Source organism: Curtobacterium sp. Csp2 (genome assembly GCF_013347165.1).
The window spans coordinates 3,451,447-3,467,851 of sequence record NZ_CP054593.1; the positions used below are offsets into that span (position 1 = coordinate 3,451,447).

Below are 16,405 nucleotides of genomic sequence, written 5' to 3' on the forward strand. Positions count from 1 at the left end.
CGCGCGTCACCACCGGCGACGGGTCGCGCACCGCGACCGGCGTCGCGAACCGCAGCACGACCACCGGAGCCGCCACGGGCCTCCCGGCTGACCGCAAGGGGGCGGAAGCATGACCAGTGAAGCCATCGAGGCGCCCGTGACCAAGCGGGCCGCCGAGCCGGTCGACACCACGTCGGTCACGGCGCACCAGCGTCGCAAGCTGGACCGGACCGGGAAGTCGCAGATCGTCGTGACGGGGATCCTCGTCGTCGTCGCGATCTACTTCCTGGTGCCGCTGTACTGGGTCGTCATCGCGGCGACCAAGACGACGGGCGCGCTGTTCGCGACGAACGGGTTCTGGTTCGGCGGCGAGTTCGCCCTGTTCAGCAACATCCAGCAGGTGTTCTCGTACGACGGCGGGATCTTCGTCCGCTGGATCGCGAACAGCGTCCTGTACTCGGGCGTGGGTGCGGTCCTCGCGACGTACTTCGCGGCCGCGGGTGGGTACGCGCTCGCGAAGTACGAGTTCCGCGGCCGGCAGCTCGTGTTCGGCACGATCCTCGGCGGGGTGCTCGTCCCGGGCACCGCGACCGCGCTGCCGCTGTTCCTGCTGTTCTCGACGATGGGCCTGACCGACACGTACTGGAGCGTGCTCATCCCGAGCCTCGTCTCGCCGTTCGGCCTGTTCCTGTGCCGGGTGTACGCGGCGGCGTCGGTGGACACGGCGCTCCTCGAGCAGGCGCGCATCGACGGGGCCGGCGAGCTGCGGATCTTCCACACGATCGTGCTGCGCCAGATGACGCCCGCGCTCGTGACGGTGTTCCTGTTCCAGGTCGTCGGCATCTGGAACAACTTCTTCCTGCCGCTCATCATGCTGGCGGACCAGAAGCTGTACCCGATCACGCTCGGGCTCAACAACTGGCGTGCGCAGGTCGATCGTCTGCCAGAGTTCTACCAGCTCACCACCGGCGGGGTGCTCGTCTCGGTCATCCCGCTCGTGATCGCGATCATCGTCCTGCAGCGCTTCTGGCGCGGGGGCCTCACGGAAGGATCGGTCAAGGGTTGACCAACGCTGCTCACTCGTCCTCCATCACCACCAGCATCACGCCCGACGCGCTCGACGCACTCGCCTCGACGGCACCGGGCTCGGACACCCGGCTCGCGCCGCGGGCCTGGTTGCACACCGACGCCCCGTCCCTGTCGCTCGACGGGGACTGGGACTTCCGGTGGTCGCCGGTCGCGGACGTCCCGCTCCCGGGGGTGGAGGACGGGTGGGGCAGCCTGCCCGTCCCGTCGCACTGGGTCCTGCACGGGCACGGCGCGCCGAGCTACACGAACCTGCAGTACCCGTTCCCGATCGACCCGCCGCACCCGCCGGAGGAGAACCCCACCGGCGACCACCGGCGCACGTTCTCGCTGCCGTCGTCGTTCGACGCGGCGGCCCGGGTGCTGCTCCGGTTCGACGGCGTCGAGTCGCACTTCCGGGTGTGGCTGAACGGCGAACTCGTCGGGTGGTCGACCGGGTCGCGACTGGCGACCGAGTTCGACGTGACCCCGCTGCTCCGCGCCGGTGACAACGAGCTGCTCGTCCGCGTGCACCAGTGGAGCGCCGCCTCGTACCTCGAGGACCAGGACCAGTGGTGGCTGCCCGGGATCTTCCGCTCCGTCACGCTGCTCGCCCGCCCGACCGCGCCCGTCGACGACGTGTTCGTGCGCGCCGGCTGGACCGCCACGCTCGGCGACGCCGCGACCGCGGGCACCGCCGCCTCGGGACGCCCGTCGACCGGGACGGGGACCATCTCGTTCCCGACGCTCGACGCCGCGTTCCCGGTGCGGTTCGCCGTGCCGTCGCTCGGCGTCGACGTCACCTGGCACGCCCCGGAGGACGTCGCACCGATCACGGTCGAGGGCGTCGAGCCGTGGAGCGCCGAGCTCCCCCGGCTGTACGACGCGACGGTGTCCACCGGGACGGCCGCCGGCGGACGTACGGGCGGCGAGACGGTCGCGCTCCGGCTGGGCTTCCGCACCGTGCAGATCGTCGGCGACCGCTTCCTGGTGAACGGCGAACGCGTGGTCTTCCACGGTGTGAACCGGCACGAGACCCACCCGGTCCGCGGTCGGGTCTTCGACGAGGAGCACGCCCGCGCCGACATGGCGCTCATGAAGCGGAACAACGTCAACGCGATCCGCACCTCGCACTACCCGCCGCACCCCCGCGTGCTCGACCTGGCCGACGAGCTCGGGTTCTGGGTCGTGCTGGAGTGCGACCTCGAGACGCACGGCTTCCTGTTCACCGACTGGGTCGGGAACCCCTCGGACGACCCGGCCTGGCGTGACGCGTTCCTGGACCGCATCGCCCGGACGGTCGAACGCGACAAGAACCACGCGTCGATCGTGATGTGGTCGCTCGGCAACGAGTCCGGCACCGGACGGAACCTCGCCGCGATGTCGCAGTGGGTGCACGACCGCGACGACGAGCGGCCGGTGCACTACGAGGGCGACTACACGGGTGAGTACACCGACGTCTACTCGCGGATGTACCCGACGCTGCAGGAGACCGAGTCGATCGGCGGTGGGACCCCGACGCCGCTCATGGAGTGCGGTCCCGCCGAGGCGGCACGGCAGCGCTCGAAGCCGTTCCTGCACTGCGAGTACGTGCACGCGATGGGGAACGGCCCCGGGCAGATCGCCGAGTACGAGGCCCTGGTCGACCGTTTCCCCCGGCTGCACGGCGGCTTCGTGTGGGAGTGGCGGGACCACGGGCTGCTCGCCCGGACCGCCGACGGCACGGACTACTACGCGTACGGCGGCGACTTCGGCGAGGTCGTGCACGACGGCAACTTCGTGATGGACGGCCTCGTGCTGCCCGACGACAGCCCCACCCCTGGACTGGCTGAGTTCGCCGCCGTGGTCGCCCCGATCCGGTTCTCGCTCGGCGAGCGGACCGTGCTGGTCGAGAACCGGTACCACTCGGCCTCGACCGCGGGACTGCGGTTCTGCTGGACGCTGAGCCGGAACGGTGTCGTCGAGGCCTCCGGACGCTTCGCCCCCGGCGTCGTCGCCGCGCGGGAGTCCGCCACGGTGCCGGTGCCGGACGAGGTGCTCGCCGCCGCGACGGCCGCACCGGCCGCGGGCGAGGAACTGTGGTTCGACGTCACCGCGGAGCTGGCGGGTCCGACCGCGTGGGCGGACACCGGCCACGTCGTGGCACGCGCCCAGCGGCTCGTCGCGAGCCGACCGGCGGACGTGCCACGGGCCTCCAGGACGGGGTGGGAGGGCGACCGTCTCGGCGAGGGGACGTTCAGCGCCCGAGGCGACCTGGTGTCCTGGAAGGGGCACGAGGTGGCGGGGCCGCGCCTGGAGCTGTGGCGCGCACCGACCGACAACGACTGCCTGTCGTCGCAGGGCGGGTACGAGACGGCCGACCCGGTGCTCACCGCTGGCGTCGGCGACCCCGATGCGCCGGCGTCCGCGGAGCGCTGGCGGGACCGCGGGCTCGACCGGCTGACGCACCGACTCGTCGAGGTGACCCGGACCGACCACGGCCTGGAGCAGCGCGTGCGCGTGGCGGCGGCGAACAGCGGCTGGGGCGTCGACGTCACGCACCGCTGGACCCTGACCGACGCGGGACTGCTGCTGCAGACGGACGCGGTGCCCTTCGGCGCCTGGGACGTCACGTGGCCCCGGATCGGCGTCCGGTTCGACCTGCCCGCCGGGCTGCTCGACGGGTCCGCCGACTGGTTCGGGACGGGGCCGCTGGAGTCCTACGCGGACTCCTCGCACGCCGCCCGTGTCGGACGGTTCAGCGCTCCCGTGCGCTCGCTCGGTATCGAGTACTCGATGCCGCAGGAGACGGGGCACCGGCCGGAGCTGCGTGCACTGTCGGTGGGGCCGTTCACGGTGACGACGGTCGGGGCGCACCTGGCGGGCTTCACGCTCTCGCCGTGGACCGCGCAGCAGGTCGGGAAGGCTATGCACCCGTACGAGCTGCCGACGCCGGAGCACACGTACCTGTACCTCGACGCGGCGCAGCACGGGCTGGGGTCGCGGGCGTGCGGGCTCGACGTGCTGCCGGAGCACCAGCTGTGGCCGCAGGCGTTCTCGTGGAGCGTGGTGCTCGGGTAGGGCGCCGGGCCGGGCCGGGCCGGCCGGGCCGGCCGGGTCGCAGGCGCACCCGCGTGGTGTGGTGTGCCTCCGCACAACGGAAAGCACTCCGTGCCACGCGATCGCGTGGTGCGGAGTGCTTTCCGTTGTGCGGAACGCGACGCGGACCTCCAGCGTCCGCCGCGGCGCGGGGCCCGCCCCCGCGCTACTCCCCGGCGGTGAGCGCGCGGAGCGCCTCCGGGTCGCTCTGGTCGAGGAAGTCCGTCAGCCGCTCGGGCTCGCCCGGCTCCTCGATCGCCTCCGCCGCGCGCCGCAGGGCGAACAGGGCCCGGAGCACACCGCGGTTCGGCTCGTGCGACCACGGCACGGGTCCGGCGCCGCGCCAGCCCGCCTTCCGCAGGGCGTCGAGGCCGCGGTGGTACCCGACGCGGGCGTAGGCGTAGGACTCCAGGGTCGCGCCGCGCTCCCAGGCCTCGTCGGCGAGGAGCGCCCACGCCAGGCTCGAGGACGGGTGCGACACGACGACGCTCGACACGGGGGCGTCGGCGGCGAGCGCGGCGGTCACCTCCGGCTCCTCGGGCAGCAGGGTCGCGGGGTTCGCGGTCGGGTTCGGCAGCAGGTTCTCCGGCATGCGTCCAGCCTGTCACCTCTTGCCTGTCACCTCTTGCCTGCGGCCGGGTCCGGCCGTACGGTGGGTGACACCTCGTCGTCACCACGGGGCTGCCGGGGCGGGAGACCGACCGGCGGCACGGGTGGCGGACACGGGGGTCCCCGACGGAAGAGCCGCCTTGCAGTCGATCACCGGTACCGCGCAGTCCTCGCGCTGACACCGTGATCGTCGCGCCCCGTCGGGCGTGTCCGCGCCGGATCCGTCCGGGTCGCCGCGGGTCCGGTGTCGTGCGCCCAGCTCACGATCTCGGAGGCACCCCCATGCCCGCAACACCCTCCGTCGTCCTGCACGACGTCACCTTCACCTGGCCCGACGGCACCGTCGCGCTCGAGCACCTGTCCACCGCCTTCGGGTCCGGCCGCACCGGCCTGGTCGGGAGGAACGGGGCCGGCAAGTCCACGCTGGTCCGGCTCGTCACGGGGCAGCTCCACCCCACGTCGGGCACCATCCGCACGTCGGGTCCCGTGGACCAGTTGCCGCAGCGGCTCGCAACGCGTCCCGAGGACACGGTCGCGGACCTGCTCGGCATCCGACCGGCGCTGACGGCGCTCCGCGCGATCCTCGACGGGGACGCGGCCCCGGAGCACTTCGACGCCGTCGGGGACGACTGGGACCTCGAGGAGCGGGCCGTCGCCGCCCTCGACGGGATCGGACTGGACGCGATCGGTCTCGCCGGGATCCGGACGGGTGCCGCCGTTCTGGACCGGCCGGTCGCGACGCTGTCCGGCGAGCAGGCCGTCCTGGCCGCGGTCGCCGGCATCCGGCTGCGCGGCCGACCGGTGGCGTTCCTCGACGAGCCGACGAACAACCTCGACCGCCGTGCCCGCGGCCTGCTGCTCGACCTGGTCGACGACTGGCGCGGGACCCTCGTGGTCGTCAGCCACGACCGCGAGCTCCTGGAGCACGTCGACGAGACCGTCGAGCTGCGGCAGGGCTCGGCGACCGTGTACGGCGGGACGTACGCGCAGTACGAGGCGCACGTCGCCGTGCAGCAGGCGGCGGTCGAGCGCGAGGTCCGGGTCGCCGAGCAGCGGCACCGCGCCGAACAGCGACAGCGCATCGAGGCCGAGACGAAGATCGCCCGCCGCGCCCGTTCGGGCCGGAAGGCCGCCGAGGGCATGCCGAAGATCTTCGCGAACGAGATGCGGAAGCGCGGCGAGCAGACCGCGGGGAAGCTCCGCACCGGGTACGCCGAGGACGAGGCGGCGGCCCTGTCGGCGAAGCACGAGGCCGAGTCCCGCCTGCGCGACGACGAGTCCCTGCACGTCACCCTGCCCGACCCGGACGTCCCGGCGTCGCGGCGCATCGCGACCGTGACGGTGCGGGGTCGGCAGACGATCGTGCAGGGGCCCGAGCGGGTCGCCGTGGTCGGGGACAACGGCGCCGGCAAGAGCACGCTCCTCGACCAGCTCGTCGGGGTGCCGGACGCGCGGGAGCACCCGCTGCCGGAGACATCGGCGGTGCCGCACGTCGACCGGGTGGCGTACCTGCCGCAGCGGAAGGACACGCTCGACGACACCGCGTCGGTGCTCGACAACGTCCGGCGGGACGCCCCGCACGTCCCGGTCGCCGAGGTCCGGAACCGCCTGGCCCGGTTCCTGGTCCGCGGCGACACTGTCGACCGCCCGGCCGGGGCCCTGTCCGGCGGGGAGCGCTTCCGGGTGGCCCTCGCCGCCCTCGTGCTCGCGGACCCGCCGCCCCAGGTGCTCGTGCTCGACGAGCCGACGAACGACCTCGACCTGACGAGCGTCGACCAGCTCGTGGACGCACTGCGGGCCTACCGGGGCGCCCTCGTGGTCGTGAGCCACGACGAGACGTTCCTGGAGCGGCTCGACCTGACGACGCGGATCGAGTTGCGGTAGGCCGCGGCGAGCGCGGGACGACCGCCCCGGGGCCGCCGGTGCGGTCGGCCCGGGGTGGTCAGCGCCGCCGGGTCGGCCGGATCGCGAGCGACTCGATCGTCCCGCGCTCCGGCAGGTCGACCACGGTGCGGACCGCGGCGGCGACGTCCTCCGGGGCGAGGTAGTACGCGGTGTCGTAGTCTTCGCCGAGCTTCTCGGTCAGCGCCCGCTGCATGTCGGAGTCCGTGCGACCGGGGTGCACGCTCGACACCCGCACGCCGTTCGCCCGTTCCTCTTCGCGCAGGGCGTCGGCGAACGCGCGCAGGGCGAACTTCGACGCCGCGTACACGCCCCCGCCCGGTCCGGCGACGAACCCGGAGCCGCTGTTCACCGGCACGACGATGCCCCGCGCCGCGCGGAGCGCCGGGAGCGCCACGCGGGTCAGCTCCGCGACCGCGAAGACGTTCGTGGCGAACACGGACTCCCAGACGTCGCGCGGGGTGTCCGCGATCCGGGTGCCCTGCTCGACCCCGGCGGAGTGCACGAGCACGTCGAGCCGCTCCGGCAGCGGGGGCAGGTCTCCGGCGCCGAGGTCCCCGACGAAGGGCGCCGCGCTCGGCAGCTCCGCGACCAGGGCGTCGACCGCGGCGGCGGTGCGGCCACCGACGAGGACGTGGTGCGTCCGCCCGAGGTCGATCGCGATCGCGCGGCCGATCCCCCGGGTCGCGCCCGTGACGAGGGCGACGGGACGGGTGGCGGCAGGTGCGGTGTCGGTCATGCCCACCACCCTACGGACGGTGCGCGGCGGACCCGCACCGTGCCTCCAGGCCGTGGGCCGGACGCGGTCAGTCCTTGGTGCGTCCCGCGCTCTCGCGGATCCGGATGCCCTCGAGCACGTCCTTCGCGTGCTGCTCGTCCTGCTTCTCGATCTGCCGGGTGTCCCGCTCCGGGAGCTGGATGTCCTCCTCCGCCCGGATGCCCGCCTGCAGCTGCCGCCCGCGCTCGAGCTCGGCGTCGAACTCCGCACCGAACAGCAGCGCGTTGTTCGTGATCCAGATCCACAGCAGGAAGACGATCACCCCACCGAGGGACCCGTACGTCGCGTTGTAGTTCGAGAAGTTGCCGACGTAGAAGCCGAACCCGACGCTCGCCACGATCCAGATGGTGATGGCGAGCATGGCCCCGCCGCTGACCCACTTGAACTTCGACTGGCGGATGTTCGGCGCCCAGTAGTACAGGACCGCGACGATCACGATCATGATCGCGAGCAGGATCGGCCACTGCACGATCGAGACCACGAGCGCGGCCGCGTCCCCGAGCCCGACGACGTCCCCGAACGTACGCGCCAGGGGTCCGGAGACGAGCACGAGCAGGCCGACGACGAGCAGCACGACCGTGAAGAGCGTCACCCCGAGCATGGTCGGGCGGAGCTTCCAGATCGGGCGGCCCTCGCGGACGTTGTAGATCCGGTTCATCGCGCGGCCGAACGCCCCGACGAACCCGGACGCCGACCAGAGCGCGCCGAGCACACCGACGATGAACGTGATCGGGGCCGCGGGCGAACGGACGAGCCCCTCGATCGGGCTCTGCAGCAGGTCGGCGACCTGTCCGCCGCCGACGTTCCGCACGACGTCGAGCAGGGTCTCGATCGTGTCCTTCGGGTTCGACACGAGGCCGAGGATGGACACGATGGCCAGCAGGCCCGGGAAGAGCGCGAGCACCGTGTAGTACGTCAGGCTCGCGGCCAGGTCGGTGCACTGGTCGCTCGAGAACTCCCGGAGGGTCTTCTTGAGCGTGTAGGTGAAGGACGGCTTCGTGAGGTCCGTCGGGCTGTCCGGCTTCCGGGGGTCGTCCGGCGCGGGCTTGCCGTCGTTCCTGCCGACCGGGTCGCGGTCGTCGTGGTGCTTGCTGCGCGCCATCGGCTCAGCCCTTCGTCTTCGCGAGGGCCTTCGCCGCCGCCTTCGACCGCTTCGCGGCCTGCTTCCGGTTCGCCGTCGCCCGACGCTGCACGGCCGAGATGCCGGCCCGCTGCTTCACGCGGTTCCGGTGCACCGGGTCGCGCTCGAGCGACTCCTCGGCCGCCTTCCGACGGGCCTTCCGTGCTTTGCGTCCGCCCTTCGCCTGGTCCGGGTCCGGTTCGCCACGTGCGCCGAACGGCAGCAGGGCGGTGAACGCCGTCGTCGCCGGCGGTCGGTCGAGGTGCCCGGCGTCGGTGCGGCCGATGCGCGCCCCGAGGACGATCGCCGCGATGCCGGTGACGGCCGTGATGCCCATCGCCACGAGCGGGGTGGGGTCTCGGTGCCACCGCTGGCGCGCCTTCGCGACGGCGAGCCGGGTGCGCGCGGGCACGTCCGAGCGCCGCCGGATCTCGGCGACGCTGTCGGTGAGCCGCTCACGCGTGCGCACGTTCGCGAGCTCCAGCTCGGGGAGACTGTCCTTGGCCATGCATCGTGCCTACCAGTGCGGGACCGGCGTGGTCTCAGCGGAGCCGCCCGACGCAGCCGGACAGCGGACGGGAGGCACGTGGCGGGCCCGCCACGTGCCTCCCGTCCGGTGCGGCGCGCGCTGGTGCGCCGAGCGGCGCGGGTCAGTCCGGAAGGACGACGTCCTCGGGGACACCGGAGACGGCCGAACGGCCGGCCGCCTCCATGACCGCGAGGCTCCGCAGGTTGTCGCGGCCGCTCGTCTCGGGAGCCGGACCGCCCTCGACCGACCGGGCGAAGGCCTGCAGCCCGCCCTGCCGGTCGGCGTGCTGCATGGTGGGCAGCTCGACGGACTCGGCCTCGGCGTCCTGGTCCTTCCGGAGCGTGACGCGGTCCCCGGCGACCTCGCTCGGCGAGCCGTCGCGGCTCGTGAACCAGAGCTCGCCGTCCTCGCCCTGGATGCTCCACTCGCCGGCCCAGGCGGTGCGCGGCGCCCGGCTCAGCCAGCTGCCGCGGTAGCTCACGACGAGGCCGCCCTCGAGCTCGATGAGCATCGAGGTGATCGCCTCGTCCTGGTACTTGCTGTACGACGGGTACGAGGCGCGGGCGTACACGCGGACGGCCTCGCGACCGGTGACCATCCGGAGCAGGTCGAAGTGGTGGATCGCCATGTCGTTGATCATCGGGTGCGGGAACCGGTAGTGCGGGTACGTCTCGACGGGCTCGTCGTTGTCCCACTGCCGGAAGTCGATGTCGATCGCCGAGAGCTCCCCGACGGCGTCCGCCTCGAGCAGCTCCTGCACGACGCGGGGCGCCGGGTACCAGCGGTAGTTCTGGCTGACCTGCAGCACGAGGCCGAGCTCCTCGGCCCGGCGGACGGCCTGCAGCGCCTCGTCCGTGGAGTTCGCGAACGGCTTCTCGACGAGCACGTGCTTGCCGGCCTCGAGCGCCTCGAGCGCGAGCGGCACGTGGGTGACGGCCGGGGCGGTGATGACGACGGCGTCGGCCTCGACCGCGGCGAGGGCCTCGGTGAGGGACGCGAACGCGCTGCGCTCCGGCATGCCGAGGTCGGTGCGGACGGCCTCGAGCGTGGCCGCACTCGGGTCGACGAGCCCGACCACCTCCACTTCGGTGACCTGCGGGATGGCGGTGCGGGCCCAGTTGCCGCCCCACCCTCCGAGACCGACGTGGATGATGCGGACCGTCATGCGTGCACTCCTTCGTGACCGGCGCCCCACGACTCCCGCGGCGCGTGCGTCCAGTCTGTCAGGGGCTGCGGCGCGGGCGCGCAGGCGGGCGGGATCGTCTGCGTCTCGTCGGTGGAGCAGAAGACGTCGGGTGCCCGAGGGCCGACCCGACGTCTTCTGCTCCATCGACGGACGGAACGACGCCGGTCAGTGCGTCCAGGCGTAGGCGATGAGCGCCATCGTGACGATGAACCCGGCGAGGTAGTTGATCCAGAGGAACCGCTTCCACCCCGCGTTCGCCGACTCGGCCCCGGCGTCCGTGACGTTCCACCACGGCAGGACGTTCAGCGCGTACGGCACGACGACGATCGCCGCGATCGGCCCCGGGAAGTCCGAGAACAGCAGCGCGACGCCCGCGACCAGGTACGCCACGAACGCCAGGCGCACGGTCGCCCGCGCCCCGATCACCGTCGCGACGGAGCCGATCCCGCCCGCCCGGTCCGCGAGCACGTCCTGCACCGCTCCGAACGCGTGCGAGGCCACGCCCCACAGGAAGAACGCGACGCACACCGCGACGAGCTGCCCGGTCCACACGGGACCCGCGAGCGCCAGGCCGTAGACCGCCGGCGACACGAAGTGCGTCGACGAGGTGAGCGAGTCGAGGAACGGCTTCTCCTTGAAGCGCAGCCCCGGCGCCGAGTAGGCGATCACCGCGAACACGCTGATCGCGAGCACCAGCCACGACCACGGGCCGTTGCCGGACAGCGCACCGAGCACGACGAGCGCCACCAGGAACGGGACGTTCGTCACGACCACGGCCCAGAGCGTCGTGCGGTGCACGCTCTTGTCGAGCAGGGCGCCCTCGACGCCGCCCTTCCGCGGGTTCCGCAGGTCGGACTCGTAGTCGAAGACGTCGTTGATCCCGTACATCGCCAGGTTGTAGGGCACGAGGAAGTACACGACGCCGACGAGGAACGCGACGAGCGAGAACCCGCCCCCGCCCTCGACGCCGACCCCGCTGCCGAGCAGGTAGGCCGCACCGAACGGGTAGGCGGTGTTCACCCAGCTGATCGGCCGCGACGACACGAACAGCGCGCGCAGGGTCGACGGCCTGGAGGCGGTGGTGGCGTTCACGGGGTCTCCTCCGGTACGGGGGTGGCCGGGTCGGGCGACGGGCGAGCGCCCGTCCGGTCGGGTGCGGAACGGTCGTGGGCCGAGCGGTCGGCGGCGGAGCGGTCAGCGCGGTCGAACAGGACCCACAGGCTCGGCAGCAGGACGACGGCCGCGATGGAGTACGCCAGGTCCTCGACCGGGATCACCCCGATCTTCAGCCCGCTGATCAGCGATGCGTCGTACGCGACGACGCCCGTCCCGACGATCACGTTGTTGAAGACGATCGTCATGACGAGCAGGGCGATGCCCGCGACGACCGAGGTGGCGACGGCGACCCGGCGGGAACCCCGAGCGGCGGGACCGCCGCGTGCCCGACGCCGCGCGACGACCCCCGCCACGACCGCGACGACGGCGACCACGGCGAAGAACGGCAGCGCGAGGAGCGCGTAGGTGGCGTTCACGACCGCGACCGTCCCGCGGCCAATGCCCGGCGTTCGAGCACGGGTCGGACGAACCCGACCAGGTCCATCGTCGTCCAGCAGAGCAGCACCAGGAAGAAGAGCTCCTCGAGCGGGACGTCCGGTGCGAGCAGGATGCCCGTCAGCAGGTCCTGCGGCCCGATGAAGAAGATGCCGAGGGCGACCCCGGCGACGTCCCACACCAGGAAGAACACGAGCCCGACGGCCATCACCGCCGCCGCGCGCCACGGTGCCCGCCAGAAGAACAGCCGGTAGCGGGCGTCGAGCACCGCGATGCCGGCGATCGACACGAGCAGTCCGGCGAGGTACAGCCCCGGCATCAGCCAGCGGTCCGCGACGCACCCACGGGCGACGGCAGCGGGGTCGGCAGCGGTTCGGTGCTCGTGTCGCCGTGGATGCGCTTGAGCAGGACCTCGGCGCTGATCAGGCACATCGGCAGCCCGATGCCCGGCGTGGTCGACGCTCCCGCGTAGTAGAGCCCCTGGACCTTGCCCGAGACGTTCTTCTCGCGGAAGAACGCGCTCTGCGCCAGCGTGTGCGCCGGACCGAGCATCGAGCCGCTCCAGGCGTTGTAGTCGTCGGCGAAGTCCTGCGGGCCGATCGTCCGGCGCACCCGGATCCGGTCCCGCAGGTCGGGGACGCCGGCGCGCTCGGCGATGACGTCGATCGCCCGGTCGGCGATCCGCTCGACCTCGGCGTCGCCGGCACCGTCGATCCCGCCCTTGCCGATCGACAGGTCGGCCGGCAGCGGCACCAGGACGAACAGGTTGCTCGTGCCCTCCGGCGCGACGGAGTCGTCGGTGAGCGAGGGCGCGCACACGTAGATCGACGCGGGGTCCGGCACGTGCCGGTCCTTGCCGAAGATCGCGCCGAAGTTCGCCTGCCAGTCCTCGGTGAACACGAGGGTGTGGTGCAGCAGCCCGGGGACGGGGCCGTCGACACCGAGGTACGCGAGCACGGCGCTCGGACCCGGGTCGCGCTTCCGCCAGTGCGCCTCGGGGTAGGTGCGGTGCTCGGGGCCCAGCAGGTGCAGCTCGGTGTGGTGCAGGTCCGAGGCGCTCACGACGAGGTCGGCCGGCACGGTGTGCCGGGCACCGGACGCGTCGCGGTGGACGACGCCCGTGACGTGGCCGTCCTCGACCAGGATCTGCTCGACCGGCGACTCGGTGGCGATGGTCACGCCCTCCCGCCGGGCCACGCGCTCGACGGCGGCGATGACCTCGGTGATGCCGCCCTTCGGGTAGAGCACTCCGTCGGCCAGGTCGAGGTGGCTCATCAGGTGGTACATGCTCGGCGCCGCGTACGGGCTCGTGCCGAGGAACACCGCCGGGTAGCCGAGGACCTGCCAGAGCCGGCGGTCCTGCACGGCCTTCGACGCGAAGGTCGAGAGCGGCTGGAGCAGCAGGCGCGCGAGCTTCGGCAGACGACGGAGCACGTCGGGCGCCGCGAGCTTCGTGAGGTCCTGGAAGGTCGTGTACAGGAATCGGCGGACGGCCATCGCGTACGTGTCGGCCGCCGAGTCGAGGTACTTCCTCATGCGGTCGCCCGCGCCGGGCTCGATCGACTCGAAGAGCGCGATGTTCGCTTCGCGGTCGGCGAGCAGGTCGATCGGCTCGTCGTGCCCCTCGGAGTACACGCGGTACCCAGGGTCGAGCTTGATCAGGTCCATCTCAGCGTCCGCGGAGGTGCCGAGCAGCCGGAAGAAGTGGTCGAACACCTCGGGCATGAGGTACCACGACGGCCCGGTGTCGAACCGGAAGCCGTCCCGCTCCCACGAGCCGGCGCGGCCGCCGAGCTGGTCGCGCTGCTCGAGCACCGTGACGGCGTAGCCGTCCCGTGCGAGCAGCGCGGCGGACGCGAGCCCGCTGATGCCACCGCCGACGACGACGACGCGACGGGCGGACACCGCGCGTCCCGGGGTGGTCGGGACCGCCTTCGGCCTGGAGGCGCGTGGCGGGGTCACCGCGGTCCTCCCGTCCGGTGGTGCGCGGCCCGGGACTCGAGCGGCGCGCGTCCGGCGAGCACCTGCGCGGCGAGCCGGGCCTTGACCGGGTTCGGAACGCGCACCCGGCTGGTGACCAGCCGGTCCGCCGGGGTCGCCGCGATGCGGTCGTTGAGCTCCTGGAACAGCGCGTGCGCGAGCCCGACGGCCTTGCGCGCGTCGGCGGGGAGCAGCGGCACCGTCAGCGCAGCACGGTCGAGGTCGGCCTGCACGTCGGCGACCAGGCGGCGCTTCGTCGCCTCGTCGAACGAGCGGATGTCGACGCCCGGGAAGTACGAGCGGCCGAGGACCTCGAAGTCGGCGTGCAGGTCGCGGAGGAAGTTGACCTTCTGGAACGCGGCGCCCAGGGCCCGCGCGCCGTCGACGAGCACGGTGTCGTCGAACGTCGGGCGGCCCGCGCGGTGCACGAAGGCCCGCAGGCACATGAGCCCGACGACCTCGGCGGAGCCGTAGACGTAGCGGTCGAAGGACTCCTGGTCGTGCTCGGTCTGCTCGAGGTCCATGCGCATCGACGCGAAGAACGGCTTCGTGAGCTCCGGGCCGAACCCGGTGACGCGGGCGGTGCGGGCGAAGGCGTGCACGACGGGGTTCACCGAGAAGCCGAGTGCCATCGCCCGCTCGGTGTCCGCCTCGAGCTCGTCGAGGACCGTCCGGGCGAGGTCGTGGTCGAGCCCGGCCTCGGTCGCGGGACCGTCGACGACCTCGTCGGCGACGCGGACCAGGGCGTAGACGTTCCGGATGTGCTCGCGGGTGTCCTTCGTGAGCAGTCGGCTGGCCAGCCCGAAGGACGTCGAGTAGCGCTCGATGACCACCCCGGACGCAGCCTCGGCCGTCGCGTCGTACAGGGGCAGACGCGGTGGTGCGGTCTGGGTCACCGCACGCGCTCCAGCAGTTCGGTCACGAGGCCCTCCAGTCGGTCGGCGAGGTCGTACGGCAGAGGCGCGAGCTCGGCTCGGGCGAGTGCGGCGTGCTCGGCGATCCGGGACTCGGCAGCCGAGCGGGCGCCGCAGGTCTCCAGGGTCGCACGGAGTTCGGCGGCACGCTCCTCGGTCAGGTCGGGGTCGCCGAGGTACGGCGCGATGTCGTCCCAGCAGTCCGTGGTGGCCGCGTGGGCGATGAGCATGGTGCGCTTGCCCTCGCGGAGGTCACCGAGGACGGACTTGCCGGTCGCGGCCTCGTCGCCGTACACCCCGAGCAGGTCGTCCACGATCTGGTAGGCGATCCCGATCTCGCGACCGAAGGCGCCGAGGGCATCGACCACGTCGTCGGACGCACCCGCGAGCACCGCACCGGACTGCAGCGGCGCCTCGAACGAGTAGACGCTGGTCTTCGCCCGCTCCATCGCGAGGACCTCGTCCACCGAGGGCATCACGCCGAGCGCCAGGTCGACGTCGGTCATCTCGCCCGCCGCACTGGCGAACACGGCGTCGTCGAGGATCTCGAGCAGGCGGGTCCGCCGCTCGCCGGTGACGCCGGACGCCTCGATGAACCGGGCCGCGGCGACCAGCGCCAGGTCGCCCGCGATGACGGCAGCGCTCACCCCGCGGTGCTCCGCGGTCGGCAGTGCGAGGCCGCCCGTCGTGCCGGTGTCACGGAAGGACCCGGCGACGTTCGGCTCACCGCGGCGGGACCAGTCGCGATCGATGACGTCGTCGTGCACGACCAGCGCGGTGTGCAGGAGCTCGTACGCGGCGGCGACGTTCGCGGCGGCGTGGTGGTCGGTGCCGCCGAGGAAGCCGTACGCGGTCAGGACCATGCGGGGACGGAAGCGCTTGCCGCCCATACTCGCCTTGCGCAGCACGCGCCAGAGTTCCTCCGACGGGCGGCCGAAGCGACGGGCCCGGGCCGAGGACACGGTGAAGAAGCGTTCGATGCAGTCGTCGACCAGCCCCAGGTCGATCTGCGCCACGGTGGCCGCTTCCTCGCTCATTGGCCTAACCTATCGGGGCAGATGAACACTTTCCCGGAAACCGTCGTCCTGCTGGCCGAGGACCGTACCCCGGTCGGCACAGCGGACAAGTTCGCGGTGCACACGACCGACACTCCCCTCCACCTGGCGTTCTCGTGCCACGTGCGGAACACCGACGGCGACGTCCTCGTCACCCGTCGTGCGCTCTCGAAGAAGACCTGGCCCGGGGTGTGGACCAACACGTTCTGCGGCCACCCCGGCCCGGACGAGGCGTTCGAGGACGCCGTCGCCCGTCGCGCCTCGCGCGAGCTGGGCATCACCGTCCGCGACGTCGAGCTCGTGCTGCCCGACTTCCGGTATCGCGCGGTGGATGCCTCGGGCATCGTCGAGAACGAGGTCTGCCCGGTGTTCCGCGCCGTGACCGACGACGTGCCGGCGCCTGCGGACGACGAGGTCGCCGAGTGGGCGTGGGTCTCCGAGGACGCGCTGCGGGAGTCCGTCGCGGGAGCGCCCTTCGCGTGGAGCCCGTGGCTCGGCTGGCAGCTGACGGAGCTCGAGCGGCAGGGGCTGCGCGTCACGCGCTGAGCGCTGGTGGTCGCGCCCGGACCGGGGTAGCGTTGTCCCTCGGCCACGACGGGTGGCCACGGTCCGTCCAGCACGGTCGGACCAGCACGACGAACCAGAAGGGCAGGTGAGGC

The 16,405-nt window shown here is 72.7% G+C and carries 15 protein-coding genes; 4 read left to right on the forward strand and 11 right to left on the reverse strand.

What is annotated here, in order from left to right:
* Positions 1-109 precede the first annotated feature (109 nt).
* Together HUN59_RS16695 and HUN59_RS16700 are read left to right on the forward strand one after the other, a co-directional pair.
* Positions 110-1,045, forward strand: a complete 936-nt coding sequence (locus HUN59_RS16695; protein WP_217483576.1) for a carbohydrate ABC transporter permease — start codon at positions 110-112, stop codon at positions 1,043-1,045.
* Entirely contained in the window at positions 1,042-4,104 is a 3,063-nt protein-coding gene (locus HUN59_RS16700; protein WP_441307020.1) for a glycoside hydrolase family 2 TIM barrel-domain containing protein, read from the forward strand. The genes HUN59_RS16695 and HUN59_RS16700 overlap by 4 nt, the downstream gene beginning before the upstream one ends.
* Positions 4,105-4,288: 184 nt before the next feature.
* On the opposite strand, the gene HUN59_RS16705 is transcribed toward HUN59_RS16700, so the two are convergent.
* Entirely contained in the window at positions 4,289-4,714 is a 426-nt protein-coding gene (locus tag HUN59_RS16705; RefSeq protein ID WP_058741912.1) for a DUF3151 domain-containing protein, read from the reverse strand.
* Positions 4,715-5,013: 299 nt separating this feature from the next.
* Here HUN59_RS16705 and HUN59_RS16710 point away from each other — a divergent pair, with 299 nt between their 5' ends.
* A complete protein-coding gene (locus tag HUN59_RS16710; protein WP_174779006.1) occupies positions 5,014-6,615 on the forward strand; it encodes an ABC-F family ATP-binding cassette domain-containing protein in 1,602 nt (533 codons plus the stop codon).
* A gap of 58 nt (positions 6,616-6,673) precedes the next feature.
* Here HUN59_RS16710 and HUN59_RS16715 read toward each other — a convergent pair whose 3' ends face one another.
* The 10 genes from HUN59_RS16715 to HUN59_RS16760 form a co-directional block, all read right to left on the reverse strand.
* Positions 6,674-7,372 carry an SDR family oxidoreductase gene (locus tag HUN59_RS16715; RefSeq protein ID WP_174779007.1) on the reverse strand — a complete coding sequence of 233 codons (699 nt, stop codon included), beginning with the start codon at positions 7,370-7,372 and terminating at the stop codon, positions 6,674-6,676.
* 67 nt (positions 7,373-7,439) lie between these two features.
* Positions 7,440-8,513: a YihY/virulence factor BrkB family protein gene (locus HUN59_RS16720; RefSeq protein WP_174779008.1), complete on the reverse strand. Its 1,074-nt coding sequence runs from the start codon at positions 8,511-8,513 to the stop codon at positions 7,440-7,442.
* A 4-nt stretch (positions 8,514-8,517) separates the two neighbouring features.
* On the reverse strand, positions 8,518-9,039 hold the full coding sequence (locus HUN59_RS16725; protein WP_174779009.1) for a hypothetical protein: 522 nt from the start codon (positions 9,037-9,039) through the stop codon (positions 8,518-8,520).
* Positions 9,040-9,181: 142 nt separating this feature from the next.
* Entirely contained in the window at positions 9,182-10,225 is a 1,044-nt protein-coding gene (locus HUN59_RS16730) for a Gfo/Idh/MocA family protein (protein WP_174779010.1), read from the reverse strand.
* 186 nt (positions 10,226-10,411) lie between these two features.
* A complete protein-coding gene (locus HUN59_RS16735) occupies positions 10,412-11,338 on the reverse strand; it encodes a prenyltransferase (protein WP_174779011.1) in 927 nt (308 codons plus the stop codon).
* Entirely contained in the window at positions 11,335-11,778 is a 444-nt protein-coding gene (locus HUN59_RS16740) for a lycopene cyclase domain-containing protein (RefSeq protein ID WP_174779012.1), read from the reverse strand. The genes HUN59_RS16735 and HUN59_RS16740 overlap by 4 nt, the downstream gene beginning before the upstream one ends.
* Positions 11,775-12,116 carry a lycopene cyclase domain-containing protein gene (locus HUN59_RS16745; protein WP_174779013.1) on the reverse strand — a complete coding sequence of 114 codons (342 nt, stop codon included), beginning with the start codon at positions 12,114-12,116 and terminating at the stop codon, positions 11,775-11,777. The genes HUN59_RS16740 and HUN59_RS16745 overlap by 4 nt, the downstream gene beginning before the upstream one ends.
* The gene (crtI, locus tag HUN59_RS16750) at positions 12,116-13,759 is read right to left on the reverse strand and encodes a phytoene desaturase family protein (RefSeq protein WP_441307021.1); all 1,644 of its coding nucleotides are present in this window, start codon (positions 13,757-13,759) and stop codon (positions 12,116-12,118) included. The genes HUN59_RS16745 and crtI overlap by 1 nt, the downstream gene beginning before the upstream one ends.
* A complete protein-coding gene (locus HUN59_RS16755) occupies positions 13,756-14,673 on the reverse strand; it encodes a phytoene/squalene synthase family protein (RefSeq protein WP_174779014.1) in 918 nt (305 codons plus the stop codon). The genes crtI and HUN59_RS16755 overlap by 4 nt, the downstream gene beginning before the upstream one ends.
* Entirely contained in the window at positions 14,670-15,728 is a 1,059-nt protein-coding gene (locus tag HUN59_RS16760) for a polyprenyl synthetase family protein (RefSeq protein WP_174779015.1), read from the reverse strand. The genes HUN59_RS16755 and HUN59_RS16760 overlap by 4 nt, the downstream gene beginning before the upstream one ends.
* A 21-nt stretch (positions 15,729-15,749) precedes the next feature.
* Here HUN59_RS16760 and idi point away from each other — a divergent pair, with 21 nt between their 5' ends.
* Positions 15,750-16,292 carry an isopentenyl-diphosphate Delta-isomerase gene (gene idi, locus HUN59_RS16765; RefSeq protein ID WP_141860118.1) on the forward strand — a complete coding sequence of 181 codons (543 nt, stop codon included), beginning with the start codon at positions 15,750-15,752 and terminating at the stop codon, positions 16,290-16,292.
* Positions 16,293-16,405: the final 113 nt, after the last annotated feature.